Annotated in this window: 13 protein-coding genes; 6 read left to right on the forward strand and 7 right to left on the reverse strand. The window is 57.5% G+C overall.

Translation table 11 applies throughout. The features are described from left to right. Positions 1 to 9 precede the first annotated feature (9 nt). The 5 genes from CK911_RS14000 to CK911_RS14020 all read left to right on the forward strand — a co-directional run bounded on the left by CK911_RS14000 (position 10) and on the right by CK911_RS14020 (position 4,722). A complete protein-coding gene (locus CK911_RS14000) occupies positions 10 to 294 on the forward strand; it encodes a J domain-containing protein (protein ID WP_068979025.1) in 285 nt (94 codons plus the stop codon). Between the two features lie 22 nt (positions 295 to 316). After that, positions 317 to 847 carry a hypothetical protein gene (locus tag CK911_RS14005; RefSeq protein WP_098970684.1) on the forward strand — a complete coding sequence of 177 codons (531 nt, stop codon included), beginning with the start codon at positions 317 to 319 and terminating at the stop codon, positions 845 to 847. 12 nt (positions 848 to 859) lie between these two features. Next, positions 860 to 1,624 (forward strand): hypothetical protein, encoded by a 765-nt coding sequence (locus CK911_RS14010; protein ID WP_098972681.1) that lies wholly within the window; start codon positions 860 to 862, stop codon positions 1,622 to 1,624. Positions 1,625 to 1,635: 11 nt separating this feature from the next. Then, on the forward strand, positions 1,636 to 2,532 hold the full coding sequence (locus CK911_RS14015; protein ID WP_068979027.1) for a hypothetical protein: 897 nt from the start codon (positions 1,636 to 1,638) through the stop codon (positions 2,530 to 2,532). A gap of 693 nt (positions 2,533 to 3,225) precedes the next feature. Further along, entirely contained in the window at positions 3,226 to 4,722 is a 1,497-nt protein-coding gene (locus CK911_RS14020; RefSeq protein ID WP_098970686.1) for a peptide MFS transporter, read from the forward strand. Between the two features lie 163 nt (positions 4,723 to 4,885). Here the strand turns inward: CK911_RS14020 and CK911_RS14025 are convergent, their stop codons facing one another. Continuing rightward, positions 4,886 to 5,266: a VOC family protein gene (locus CK911_RS14025; protein ID WP_098970689.1), complete on the reverse strand. Its 381-nt coding sequence runs from the start codon at positions 5,264 to 5,266 to the stop codon at positions 4,886 to 4,888. Positions 5,267 to 5,859: 593 nt separating this feature from the next. Between CK911_RS14025 and CK911_RS14030 the strand changes: the two genes are divergently transcribed. Further along, positions 5,860 to 6,750, forward strand: coding sequence for a bacteriophage abortive infection AbiH family protein (locus tag CK911_RS14030; protein ID WP_098970691.1), 891 nt, complete (start codon positions 5,860 to 5,862; stop codon positions 6,748 to 6,750). A gap of 29 nt (positions 6,751 to 6,779) precedes the next feature. On the opposite strand, the gene parC is transcribed toward CK911_RS14030, so the two are convergent. The 6 genes from parC to nudF all read right to left on the reverse strand — a co-directional run bounded on the left by parC (position 6,780) and on the right by nudF (position 13,696). Further along, the gene (parC, locus tag CK911_RS14035) at positions 6,780 to 9,074 is read right to left on the reverse strand and encodes a DNA topoisomerase IV subunit A (protein WP_098970693.1); all 2,295 of its coding nucleotides are present in this window, start codon (positions 9,072 to 9,074) and stop codon (positions 6,780 to 6,782) included. A gap of 83 nt (positions 9,075 to 9,157) precedes the next feature. Next, on the reverse strand, positions 9,158 to 11,047 hold the full coding sequence (gene parE, locus CK911_RS14040; RefSeq protein WP_042023054.1) for a DNA topoisomerase IV subunit B: 1,890 nt from the start codon (positions 11,045 to 11,047) through the stop codon (positions 9,158 to 9,160). Positions 11,048 to 11,164: 117 nt separating this feature from the next. Beyond that, positions 11,165 to 11,752 (reverse strand): YqiA/YcfP family alpha/beta fold hydrolase, encoded by a 588-nt coding sequence (locus CK911_RS14045; protein ID WP_098970695.1) that lies wholly within the window; start codon positions 11,750 to 11,752, stop codon positions 11,165 to 11,167. 10 nt (positions 11,753 to 11,762) lie between these two features. Next, positions 11,763 to 12,581, reverse strand: coding sequence for a 3',5'-cyclic-AMP phosphodiesterase (gene cpdA / locus CK911_RS14050; protein WP_098970697.1), 819 nt, complete (start codon positions 12,579 to 12,581; stop codon positions 11,763 to 11,765). Positions 12,582 to 12,603: 22 nt separating this feature from the next. After that, entirely contained in the window at positions 12,604 to 13,053 is a 450-nt protein-coding gene (locus tag CK911_RS14055) for a DUF1249 domain-containing protein (RefSeq protein ID WP_068979034.1), read from the reverse strand. A gap of 1 nt (position 13,054) precedes the next feature. Further along, positions 13,055 to 13,696 (reverse strand): ADP-ribose diphosphatase, encoded by a 642-nt coding sequence (gene nudF / locus CK911_RS14060; RefSeq protein WP_068979035.1) that lies wholly within the window; start codon positions 13,694 to 13,696, stop codon positions 13,055 to 13,057. Positions 13,697 to 13,940: the final 244 nt, after the last annotated feature.

The raw sequence follows: 13,940 nt of genomic DNA on the forward strand, positions 1-13,940 counted from the left end.
GGATCTGCCATGAACAACTACTTTCGGGTACTGGGCGTCAAGTCCAATGCCAACGAAAACGACATCAAAAAAGCCTATCGCCGGCTGTCGAACCAGTACCATCCCGATAAGCTGTTAGGGGTGAGCGAAGAAGAACGAGAACTGGCAGCAAGCAAGCTGCACCAGGTAAAGCAAGCCTATGAAGTGCTGTCAGACCCGCAACGACGGGCCGCTTTTATCAAAGATTTCAACAACGTCATCGTGACCGATCCCGCTGCTGCCATGCAGGATATGTGGGACCAGTTCTACCCCTGATGCACCAGCCAAAAGAGTGACTATGCAAAAAAAATGGGACCAGGCGCGGATTAAAGCGCTGATGAGTGATGCCAGCGAAAACATTGAATCCTATCGGGATCAAGATCAGCCCAAGGCACTTGAGCAGTTCACCGGCAAGATGAAGACCCTGCTGCTGGCCGACATGAGCATGCTGGAGTTTATGCCGGAATACCTGCCGCTGGCCCTCTATGGTCGGGTGCAATTTGCGCCCCAGGCAAAGCAGCAGTGGGTCACCTGGCTCACCAGCGGCGTACAACCCTCATGGGACGAGTTCAAGGTATCGGTGGCGTTCAACAATGCCGACCTGCCGCTGGTCAAGGCGGTGCGGGCCCAAAGCGAAGATCAGCTGATCGAAGCCTGCGCCGTGCTGTTCCAGCTCGACAACCCGCTGCCGCGCGGTGGCCGCCGTGCCGATGACGACTACGAGTTGCGTGACGACGAAGATGAAGACGGGGAAGATGCCGACGCCGACTATAACGGTGATAGTGACGACGACGGCGATCAGGATATGCACGACGAAGTACGTTTCTAATTGGGGCAACGCATGAACAACAGTCTGATAGAAATTACCGCCATCGAGATCAAAGAGCTGGCCGTGATCGAGCCGAAACAGGCCAGCGAAAAGTTCGAACTGATCGCCCAAACCATGTCTGACGACCAGCTGGCAGAAGTGATTGAGCAGATTGATATCGTCACCCTGACCCAAATCAATGGCCAGCATGACATGTCATTCCCGTCGATCATCTGTGAACTGATGACCCCGGAGCGGATCCGCGACATCGTCTGCCAGCAGCCGCTTTATTGGGAAGAGGCGATCAAAAACAACGCCGACGAGCTGCAACAGCATACCTTCGACTTTCTCAACTACCTGATCCGCACCCAGGACAGCGAAGCCAAGCAGACTGAAATTCTGGAGTGCATCGCCGACGATCCGGCCGGTCTTTTCTATCTCTCCATCCCCTTTATCGAGTTCTACCGCGGTGAGCGCATCGACGATGACGATGGCTCTCACGACGTGCTGCACGCCGAAGAGGAAGATCTGGAAGAGGCGCTCTCTTACAGCGACCGCCAGCAGAGTGAAAATGCTCACGACTACTCACTCGATGATCCGCGCAGCCTGTTGATGCTGATCCGCGAGCTGACCCCTGAGGTGGAGAAGGCGATCAAGGCACTGCTGCGCAATGAGCACTCCAGCTGGGAAGGGATCATCAGCAAGTTCGCCAGCGAGCTGGTGATGCAAGCCAAAGAGAAGAACAAGGTCGAGGACGAGTACGCCGAAGTCGACGACATGTTCAGCTTTCTGGATTAAGGGACCCCGTCATGCAACTGGTTATACGCGATGTCAATCAGGGCCCATTCCTCACGCAGGTACTGCGCTTTGGCCGCGAAAACGAACGCTTGAGCGATCAGCAACTGGCCGCCATCAAGGGCAAGGCCGGACTGATGAGCCTGAAGTTTGCCGATAAGTACTACAACAAGTACAAGATGCACCTGCTGGAGCAGGCCGCCCACGACGTGATCGGGGTAGTGAGCCTGGGCCTGCTGGAGCTCTCCCAGCGCGACACCGCCAAAGCGCTCGCCTTGCTGCAGGCGCCGGAAGGGCCCATCAAGCCGTTCCAGAAGGGGTGGTCGATGCTGATCTCGGTCAGCACCGGTGGCAACAGCCTCTATGGCGAGGTGGATGCCCGTCTGCTGGACAAGATCTCCAGCCCCCCCGATGTGGAGGAATGGCAAGGGTGGCAGGAGTACGAAAAAGCCCAGGTGGAGCATAACAAGGTCCGGCTGATGAGCCTGATTGATCAGCACTTCTTCGCCTGTGAAAACGACCACCCGACCATGGAAGACAAGCTGGCCGAAGCGCTGCTCTATCGCATTCTGTGCGGCAATGGCAGCGGCGCGGCCCCACTGAAGGTGAAGCAGGATCTCAAGCGCAAACTGGCGCGGGAAATCGTGCTGCAAGAGGAGTGGTACGACACCGACTATCTGGCCACCCAGCTGACGTTGCTGCTGGCGGAACTGCCAAGCGAGCTGATCGCCGGTCTGCGTCAGGAGCTCAGCAAGGGGTTTGTCGCCAACCTGCTGCACACCCTCGGCTTTGTGCGCCAGTACCAGCTGCTGCAAAAAGAGCACGCCTCGCCAGAGAAGCTCGACAACGTCGAGATGCGCGCCGGTCTGCGCCATCCGCTGCTCGGCTGGCCGCTCTACCACGACTTCTAAGGCGCGTTTCGCCGCCCGTTAAGTCGTTTCCCAACGCCCGGCTCGCCGGGCGTTGTTATATCCAGCGACAAACACATCCCCTCACCCTGACCCTCTCCCAAGGGGAGAGGGGACAAATACCTGCCAGCTTCAAACCAGCAAGCAACAAGCAACAAGCAACAAGCAACAAGCAACAAGCAAGTAGGGTGCAATAAGCGCAGCGCATTGCACCTGTAGCATTTGCCCCTATTGCATTGCACCGACAACGCTGGCGGTACAATTCACCTTGTTTATTGCCCCTACGGCTACCGCCCCTCTCCCCCAATATTTATTCACGCAACTCACCAAGGTGAATAAATAGCCAACTACCTTACTGTCATACCGTGGCGACTAGGCAGGGTAAAAATCGGATATGGATCGCGCAACCGAGCCAACCATAGCGCCAGATGGCCAACAAGATCACATATAACCCGCAACTACCGAGCAGGTAACAAGGCGATAGCGACAGCATGAAGCGCATAAAAAGGCGAAATAGATCAATAAAAAGCAATTAATCGCACCTGATTAAATTTAAGTTCTGGCAATTTAATCGCGCTGAACGCTAAATGACAAACCAGTCTTTAAAGCAGTATGGAAGCGCCAAAGGCTAGCCGGTCACTGACTGGCACACTCTCAGGATGAGTTGTGATTTTCTCTTCTCACAGGAGACAAACCGTGAGCGCTTCAGCACCACACCCTCATCACGCCGCCGTCCCACCCGGCTCAGGCGCCCTGTTCTTTATCCAAACCTTCGCCACCCTGGGTTTTGCCGTGCTCTACTCCACCCTGGTGCTCTACGCCACCAAGCGACTCGGCTTTAGCGAATCCCAGGCCAACGCCATGATGGGGATCTTCGGCGCCTTCAACTACGGCCTGCACCTGTTTGGCGGCTATCTCGGCGGGCGTTACCTCAGTAACCGCAACCTGTTCGTGATGGGGATGGTCTTGCAGGTGATCGGCTGCTACCTCATCGCCGAGATGGGGATCACCGGCCTCTACTGGGGGCTCGCCATGTTCCTCACCGGCAGCGGTCTCAACGTCACCTGCCTCAACATGATGCTGACCCAGCGCTTCGCCCCGGACGATCACCGCCGCGAGAGCGCCTTCCTGTGGAACTACGCCGGGATGAATCTGGGCTTCTTTATGGGCTTCTCGGTGGCGGGCTACTTCCAGCTCACCGAGGATTACCGCACCCTGTTCCTGTTCGCCACCCTCGGCAACGTGCTGGCTATCATCGCCACCCTGTTCTTCTGGCCCATTCTGGCGGATATCAACACCCCGCTGCGCCATATCAAGGGGCGTGGCTTCTACCTGCGGATGCTCGGTGGCCTCGCCATTCTGGCGTTGCTGGTGCCCGCCCTGCGCCTGCTGCTGACCCACGCCAGCTTTAGCGGCAGCTTCGTGCTGATGCTGGGGGCCGTGGTGCTGGTACTGCTCTGCGTGATGACCGCCCGCCACCCGGATGCCGCCGAGCGCAGCCGCATGGTGGCCTATCTGATCCTCGCCCTCGGCTCCCTCATCTTCTGGTCGCTCTACCAGCTGGCACCGATGGGGCTGATGCTCTTCTCCGAGCACAACATCAACCTCAACGTGTTCGGGTTGCGAGTCGCCCCCCAGTGGATCCAGAACATCAACACCAGCGTCATCGTCATCGGCGGCCCGCTGATGGCGCTGCTGTTCAAGCGGCTGCGTGAGCAGGGCTGGAACATCGACATCCCCTCCCAGTTTGCCTCCTCGCTGTTCTGCATGGGACTGGGGATGCTGGTGCTGCCGATCGGCATCCATCTGGCAGGCGCCGACGGGCTGGTCGCCTTCAAGTGGATCGCCATCAGCTATGTGCTGCAGAGTCTGGGCGAGCTGCTGATCTCCCCCATCGGCTACGCCATGATTGGCAAGCTGGCCCCCGCCAGCCTGCAAGGCTTGATGATGGGCTGCTGGATGATGGTGACCGGCGTTGCCTCGGTGCTGGCGGGGTATGTCTCCGGCGCCATGCCGCAAAATATCGGCAGCACCCCGGTCGCCACCAACCCGGGTTACAGCTCGGTATTCAATATGCTGGGCTGGGGCTCGCTGGCAGGGGGCCTGGTATTGCTACTGCTGGTGCCCCGCCTGCGCCAGCTGATCGCCTCGAAAATCACTCCCCCTCCGGCAGCTGCGGCAATCCCCATTTAATGGGGCTCGGGCCAGCCATTTTATTGGCCCCAGCCAGCGCGAACGGTTGAATCAGCAACGCGGCTGATAATGCAAAGGGCCCCGCCATCATGGATGGCGGGGCCCTCTATTTTTGCGGGATTGATGGCCCGCGTCCGGTTGGCAAATCCCTGTTCAGGCTGCGCTAATCAGAGCAAATCGCCTTATCCAGCAAGGCAATCCGGTTACCTTCAGAGTCCTGAAACTCGGCCACCTTGATGGCTTCACCCACCAGAGTCACGGGATAAAGCAACTTGGCGCCTGCCAACAGCGCATCCGCCATCACCTGCTCAATATTGTTCACCGTCAGATAAATCCGCGTGCCATCCAGACTCGGAACATAACTCTCCCCTCTGGCCAAGGCACCAGAACAGCCTTTCGCGCCATCAATAAACGGGAATAGCGCCATTTCATTGCCATCAATCTGTGCACGTTCGAACTCGATTGCAAAAACGGCAGAGTAGAAGGCGATTGCTCGCTGCATATCCGTTACCGGAATCTCAAAATGCATCCCAATATTTACCATCGAACCCCTTCCTTGTTAGTTAGCGATAGCGCCATGCAGGCGAAATCATGCTCCCATTATTGCCATGATGCCATCGACAAGCAGCACCGCGTTAAATAACACAGAGGCAAGTGGGGTCGATTAGCGAAGCGTAATCGGCCGCACCGGTTATCCGGTCGCGAGCAGGCAAAAGAGAAAGGACGTAGGGTGCAATAAGCGAAGCGCATTGCACCGGCAACCTCACGGGGTCAATTACGGTGCAATTCACCTTGTTCATTGCACCCTACGGTTACCTCCCCTCACCCTAGCCCTCTCCCAAGGGGAGAGGGGACAAGTGCCTGCCAACCTTTGGGCGTAGTTGTCACGCCATTCCAAAATCGCTGCGATCTGCGCCCCCTTCTCCCCTCGCGGAAGAAGGGCTGGGATGAGGGGGCCGTAAAATAAAATTACCGACCACATTGAGGCAATAGTTTTTCGCGATCGTCTGATTACGCTTCGCCAATCAGACCAACGGGCCTAGCCTTATTTAAAATCATGATAGCATCGTGTTGCACTTCCAATATATTCTTGTCAGAATGTTGAAAACAAAATATTAATGTCGCGAACTCTAAAAAATGAAAACACTATATATAATAGGAAATGGTTTTGATCGTCATCATAAGTTACCAACAAGCTACTGTGATTTCTACCAAGAATATCATGAGCTGCTTGATGGCCTATCAGATTACTTCCCAAATAACATAAACGAGCACCCGTGGTATGAGTTTGAGGAAAATCTTGGAAAATATGATGCTGAGATTATTTTTAGTGAATGCAATCATTTAGATATAGGGGATGAAAAATTTAAACTCAGTATGTTATATGGGCTAGAAGATGAACTTGCCGAACAAACAGAAAATATAGTATCGAATTTACAAGATGCATTTTCAGAGTGGATAAATTCTATTGAAATAGAACCAGGTAAAATAGTTGAACGCCTAAACCTAGAATCTAACTCATCTTATCTATCATTTAACTACACAACAACCTTAGAGAAAATATACGATATTTCTAGGGAGTCGATCCTGTATATACATGGTTGCGCAGAAAGATATGATGACTTGATTTTCGGTCATGGATTGGATATTGATGAAGAGCCTGAATTTGATGAAAATGGTGAAAGTCTAAGAACGCCATTTAGTGACTCAATCGCATCATCCAGATATCCATTAAGTGCACTGAAGAAACCTGTTGTCGACATAATAAACAAAAACAGTGCTTTCTTTTCATCTTTATATAATTTAGAACATGTGTTAATTCTTGGTCACTCCATTAGTTGTATAGATCACCCTTACTTTATAAAAATAAAAGAAAATGTATCAGATAATTGTAAATGGGTAGTCAGTTACTACACTGATGAGGAGATAGAAAAACACATGAGAAATTTAAGTGCGTGTGGAATTGAAATGCGGAATATAATCCTATTACCTATTTCAGACCTTAATTCTTATTTTAAAAATATATAGAAGGGCGCTTTCGCGCCCTTCTATATTAATTACCCTTCCTGATTTTCCCCAGCTACCGGTTCGGCACTGGCGGCGGGTTCAATCTCTATGCGATCGACGCGCTGCAAGCCGCGGGGCAACTTGGCGCCACGGCGGCCGCGCTCGCCGCGGTAGTAGTCGAGATCAGAGGGTTTGAGGGTCAGCTTACGCTTGCCAGCAAACAGGGTGACATATTGCCCCTGCGGGATAATGGCGGCCATCACCATAAACTCTTCCCGCGCCTTCACGCGAGCCGACGGTATGCTGATGAGCTTGTTGCCCTTGCCCTTGCCGAGTACCGGCAGGGTGTTGAGCGGGAACAGCAACATGCGCCCCTCGTTGGAGATGGCCATGCAGAGATCGGTCTCTGGCGAGCCAATCTTCTGGGGTGCCATCACCTGACCCCCTTCCGGCACTGTGAGCAGCGCCTTGCCGTTCTTGTTCTTGCCGATGAGATCGTCATAGGTGCAGACAAAGCCGTAACCGGCATCGCTCGCGATCAGATACGGCTCACCCTCGTTGCCCATCACCAGATGGCGCACCTCTTCCCCCGCCCCCAGCGCAAAGCGGCCGGTGAGCGGTTCGCCCTGACTGCGCGCGGATGGCAAGGTGTGGGATTCGAGGGCGTAGGTTCGACCCAGAGTAGAGAGGAACACCGCCTGCTGGTTGCTGCGGCCACAGGCGTGGGCCAGATAGTTATCCCCCGCCTTGTAGGAGAGCCCCGCCACATCGACGTCGTGGCCCTTGGCGGCGCGCACCCAGCCCGCGCCCGAGAGGATCACGGTAACCGGTTCGCTCGGCACCAGCTCTTTCTCGGTCAGCGCCACGGCGGTGGCACGCTCCACCAGCGGGGTGCGGCGATCGTCGCCGTACTTCTCGGCATCCGCCAGCAGCTCTTTCTTGAGCAGGGTATTGAGGCGGCGCTCGGAGCCCAGGATCAGTTGCAGTTTGTCCCGTTCAATCGCCAGTTCATCCTGCTCGGCGCGCAGTTTGAACTCTTCCAGCTTGGCCAGATGGCGCAGTTTGATCTCGAGGATCGCTTCGGCCTGGGTCTCGCTGATATTGAAGCGCTCCACCATCACCTTGCCCGGCTCATCCTCGGTACGGATGATTTCGATCACCTCGTCGATGTTGAGGTAGGCCACCAGCAAGCCTTCGAGGATGTGCAGGCGCGCCAACACCTTGTCGAGGCGATATTGCAGACGGCGCCGCACTGTCTCGCGACGGAAGATGATCCACTCGGAGAGGATCATCTTGAGGGTCTTCACCTGCGGCCGGTTGTCGAGGCCGAGGATGTTGAGGTTAACCCGGTAGTTCTTCTCCAGATCCGTGGTGGCGAACAGGTGGGCCATCAGCCCCTCCACATCCACCCGGTTGGAGCGGGGGATGATCACCAGACGGGTCGGGTTTTCGTGGTCCGATTCATCGCGCAGATCACTGACCATCGGCAGCTTTTTGGCCACCATCTGAGCAGCGATCTGCTCCATGATCTTGGCGCCGGAGGCCTGATGGGGCAGCGCAGTGATGACGATGTCGCCATCCTCCTCGCTCCAGACCGCCCGCTGTTTGATGGAGCCCTTGCCGGTCTCGTAGATTTTACGAATATCGCCCTGCGGGGTGATGATCTCGGCGTTGGTCGGGTAGTCCGGCCCCTTGATGTGCGCCATCAGCGCATCCAGCCCCGCATCCGGGTTGTCGAGCAGCTCGGCACAGGCGTAGGCCACTTCCCGCGCGTTGTGGGGCGGGATGTCGGTCGCCATGCCCACCGCGATGCCGGTAATGCCGTTGAGCAGGATATGGGGCAGGCGGGCAGGCAGCACCACCGGCTCTTTCATGGTGCCGTCAAAGTTCGGCGTCCACTCCACAGTGCCTTGGCCCAATTCCGAGAGCAGCAGCTCGGAGAAGCGCGACAGCCGCGCTTCGGTATAACGCATGGCGGCGAAGGATTTGGGATCATCCGGCGCACCCCAGTTGCCCTGACCGTCCACCAGCGGGTAGCGGTAGGAGAAGGGCTGGGCCATCAGCACCATGGCTTCATAACAGGCGCTGTCACCGTGGGGGTGGTACTTACCCAGCACGTCACCCACGGTACGGGCGGATTTCTTGTGCTTGGAGAGGGCCGACAGACCCAGCTCGCTCATGGCGTAGATGATGCGCCGCTGCACCGGTTTGAGGCCATCGCCGATATGCGGCAAGGCCCGATCCATGATGACGTACATGGAGTAGTTCAAGTAAGCCTGTTCGGTAAAGGTGCGCATTGGCTGGCGCTCTACCCCGTCCAGACTGAGCTCGATAGCATCACTCATGTGATTTTCTCTTTCGGTTCGGGAGCCGCCACAGGGCGACTCCGGCTAAATGCTTGCTGGCCCGCACAGGGCCAGCCGACGGCTTAGATGATGGCGAGGTTGCCCTTCTCTTCCAGCCACTCACGGCGATCGCCGGAGCGTTTTTTGGCTAGCAGCATGTCCATCAGTTGCAGGGTCTCTTCCCCTTGCTCATCCATGGTGAGCTGCACCAGACGGCGGGTGTTGGGATCCATGGTGGTTTCCCGCAGCTGTTTCGGGTTCATCTCACCCAGACCCTTGAATCGGGTCACCATCACCTTGCCTTTCTTCTTCTCGGCCTCGACCCGCTGCAGCACGCCGTTCTTCTCGTCCTCGTCAAGGGCGTAGTAGACCTCTTTACCGATATCGATCCGGTAGAGGGGCGGCATGGCGACATAGACGTGGCCCTTGTTGACCAGGGTGCGGAAGTGCCTCACAAACAGGGCGCAGAGCAGGGTGGCGATATGCAGACCGTCCGAGTCCGCATCCGCGAGGATGCACACCTTGCCGTAGCGCAAGCCGCTGAGATCTTCGGAGTCGGGATCGAGCCCGATGGCCACCGAGATATCGTGCACTTCCTGCGAGGCGAGCACCTGACCGGCCTCCACTTCCCAGGTGTTCAGGATCTTGCCGCGCAGGGGCATGATGGCCTGAAACTCGCGATCCCGCGCCTGCTTGGCACTGCCGCCCGCGGAGTCACCCTCCACCAGGAACAGTTCACCCTGCATGGGGTCGGCACAGTTGCAGTCAGTCAGCTTGCCGGGCAGCGCCGGGCCTTGGGTAATCTTTTTGCGCACCACCGTCTTGGCGGCGCGCAGTCGGCGCTGGGCGCTGCTGATGCAGATCTCGGCGATCTGCTCCGCCAGCTCGGTGTTGCTGTTCAAGTAAAGGCTGAAGGCATCCTTCACCACGCCGGAGACAAAGGCAGAACTCTGACGGGAAGAGAGCCGCTCCTTGGTCTGACCGGCGAACTGCGGATCCTGCATCTTGACGGAGAGGATGTAGGCGCAGCGATCCCAGATATCTTCCGGGGTCAGCTTGACCCCGCGCGGCAGCAGGTTGCGGAACTCGCAGAACTCGCGCATGGCGTCGAGCAGGCCCTGACGCAGACCGTTGACGTGAGTACCACCCTGGGCGGTGGGGATCAGGTTGACATAGGATTCGGCGAGGCATTCCCCCCCTTCCGGCAACCAGCACAGTGCCCAGTCCACGGCGGACTGTTCGGTGCTGAAGGCGCCGATAAAGGGCTGCTCCGGCAGGCAGGTGAACTGCTTGACCGCATCGACCAGATAATCCTTGAGGCCATCCTCATAGCACCACTCCAGCTTGATGCCGGTGTTCTTGTCGAGGAACTTGATGGTGAGGCCGGGGCAGAGTACCGCCTTGGCCTTGAGCAGGTGCTCCAGCTTGGTGACCGAAAAGCGGGGCGAGTCGAAGTAGCTCGCCTGCGGCCAGAAGCGCACCCGGGTGCCGGTGTTGCGGCGGCCACAGGTGCCGGTGATGGTCAACTCCTGCACCTTGTCGCCACGCTCGAAGGCGATGTCATAGACCTGACCGTCGCGACGCACCGTCACCTCGACCCGATCGGAAAGGGCGTTCACCACCGAGATGCCCACCCCGTGCAGACCGCCGGAGAACTGATAGTTCTTGTTGGAGAACTTGCCGCCCGCGTGCAGCTTGCAGAGGATCAGCTCCACACCGCACACCCCTTCCTCCGGGTGGATATCGACCGGCATGCCACGGCCGTCATCGATCACCTCGAGGGACTGGTCTTCAAACAGGGTCACCTCCAGGGTACGGGCATGACCCGCCAGCGCCTCGTCGACGCTGTTGTCGATGACCTCCTGACCGAGGTGATTGGGCCGGGTGGTGTCGGTATACATGCCGGGGCGACGGCGCACCGGTTCAAGGCCATTGAGGACCTCAATGGCATCCGCATTGTATTGAGTAGACATGGAGGGCCTTGCGAATTGACGTTTGGAGGGAATCTTAACTGCTAGGCGGGGGCAGAACAAACTCCCCGCGCCGAAAGCTTGATCTGGAGAGGGACAGCGCGAGGCTGCCCCGCATTGCTACAACCCGAGAAAGCGGATGATCTGGGCGGGATAGCGCTCGAACGCTACAAAGGCGTGGTCGCCACCGCACTCCAGCGAGAGACGGGCAAAGCGGTATTCGTCCAGCGCCTTGCGATAGTCGAGCACCTCATCCCCCTGCTGTTGCAGGATCCAGAGCCGCTCGGGTGCCGAGACCTGCACCGCCAACCCACGCAGCTCATCGATGTGCGCTGGCAGCAGCTGGTACTGCTCGTTGGTATAGGGGTTGGTCTGGGGGCCAATATAGTCGCACAGCAACTCATGAGGGCGTACTGCCGGATTGATCAGCGCGGCGCGGCAACCGTATTGCTCGCTGACCCGAGTTGCCATAAAGCCGCCGAGGGAGCTGCCCACGGCACCGAGCTTGAACCCGCGACCATAACGGGCTGCAAGATCAGCGAGGGTCTGCTCGATAGCCGCCCAGGCCGCCGCTGGGGTATTGGGCTGGGCCGGAATGATCACCTCGATGTCGGGACGGTTGGCGGCCACCCAGGTAGCCATCTGCTGCGCCTTGGCGGAGCCCGGAGAGGAGTTGAACCCATGCAGATAAAGGAGAACCGACTTCATGCAATCCTCCTCAATAACCGGTGGCATTGGGGTCGGGCACAAACTGCCCCACCGGCAGGCGCCACACCTCGCTGGCCACCCGCCCATCCGGATAGAGGGTGAGATAGCGCCAGCCCGGGCCGGACTCGTCCAGCGCGAAGCCATCGCAGAGCGGTTTGAACTGGATGCAGGTGGAGGGGCTGGCAATTAGCCGCACCCCGTGGTGCACCTCGTCAAACTCCTGATGGACGTGGCCGAACAGAATGGTTTTTTGCTGCGGGTGACGGGCCAGCACGGCAAACAGGTCATCGGCATTCTTGAGATTGTGCTGATCCAGCCAGGCGCAGCCCACCGGCACCGCCTGATGGTGCAGAGTGATAAGGGCATGGCGATCAGGATACTGGCGCAGCGCGCGGTCGAGGGCCGCAAGCTGGTGATCACCGAGCACGCCGTGGGGTTTGCCGCGCACCTGGGTATCGAGCAGGATCACCTGCCAGTGATCCCCCACCAGCTGCTTGGCTTCGCTGATCCCGGCGGCATGGAGGTATTCGGTCATCAGCGGGCTGTCGTCGTGGTTGCCGGGCAACCAGTAGATAGGGCGGCCCAGTGGCGCCATCATGGAAGCAAAACGCTGATAGGACTCCGGACTGTGATCCTGCGACAGATCGCCGGTAGCCAGGATCACGTCATAAGGATGCGGGTTGGCTTGCACCTGTTCCAGCACGGCGGCCAGACTCTCTGCGGTGCGCACAGCCAATAGCCGTCCCTCTTGGCTGGCAAAGAGGTGGGTATCGGTAATTTGCAACAGGCGCAGACTACCGTCCTGCGCCTGGGGGAGATCTGTTTCCAAAATCACGCTTCTTGTTATTTGTTCAACTGGAGATATTGATCGGGCTGGTACCATGTCTGAGACAAAATTTTAGCCATTCGGCCAGAAACAGATTTACCTGCTCCTTTTCATCCCGCTGGTGCATCTTTTTATTGGGATAATCATAACTTGGTTGCAAGCGGGAAATCTGTTGCGCTGCACACACTTCCGCCATCCGCACGTCATGATACAAACGAATCTCGATTTGAGCCTGCAGGTATTCGGGCAATTCGGGATTGTGCTGGCTCAGGATCACCTGACTGGTGAAACGGCTCTCACCACTGATGGTGAGCTCAAATTGCAAATCGTTACCGACCCGATAGCGGCGCACCGCGCCCACCACCCCTTCCGGGGGTAGCAACTTCATCAAGGCCATGTAATTGACCTCGCAAGTACGTTGCAAGGCCATCAAGTCTGGCACATGGCGCTTGCGCTGTTGCAGGGTCAGCGCCATCTTAGCGATCTGCCAGCCAGCGGGCGCGTAGCTCGCCGTGGTTAAGGGCCAGCCACTGCAGCGCGATCACCGAGGCGGCATTGTCGATGCGCCCCTCTTTGAGCCAGGCATAGGCCTGCTCGCGACTCACCACATGCACCCGGATATCTTCCCCCTCGTCCGCCAGACCGTGCAACCCCTCGGCCTTGCTGGCATCCACCTCGCCCACATAGACCTCGATCCGCTCGGTGCTGCCGCCCGGGCTCACCAGATAGCTGATGGCGTGCTCGCAGCGGGCGACCTCGATCCCCGCCTCTTCCACCGCTTCCCGGCGCACCACCTCTTCAGCGACTTCGCCTGGGTCTATGATGCCGGCTACCAGCTCCAGCAGCCAGGGGGTCGGGCAGGTCTCCATGGCGCCGATCCGGAACTGCTCCACCAGCACTATCTGATCGCGCACCGGATCATAAGGCAGCAGCGCCGCAGCATGGCCGCGCTCGAACAGCTCGCGCACAATGGGCTCATTCCAGCCACCGGCAAATAACCTGTGCTGGAGCCGATAGACGTTCACCTTGAAGAAGCCGTTATATCCAGCTGATTTTTCGATGATTTTTACATCATCGGTGGCGTAGTGACGATCTTGTGGCAAGGGTTGCTGCGACATCCGGGACTCCCGTCAGCTTGACTTGTATCAGTTTGACCATAAAATCCGAGAAACATGAATGAACGTTCATTCACTCGGTATGCCATGGCAATGAGGGGTGGATTTTAGCAGCCACAGACCATTTGGCTAGGCGCGTGGGGAGAAAACTGCTTCCAGTTCTTGACGTTCCCGTTACCGGACCCGAGACTCTTCGCATTAAAATTTGCTTATAGTAGAGTGATTAAGCTGCAATTAAGCTTGGTCG

Origin of the sequence: Aeromonas sp. CU5, from assembly GCF_002586745.1 — a bacterium.
Lineage (GTDB): Bacteria > Pseudomonadota > Gammaproteobacteria > Enterobacterales > Aeromonadaceae > Aeromonas > Aeromonas sobria.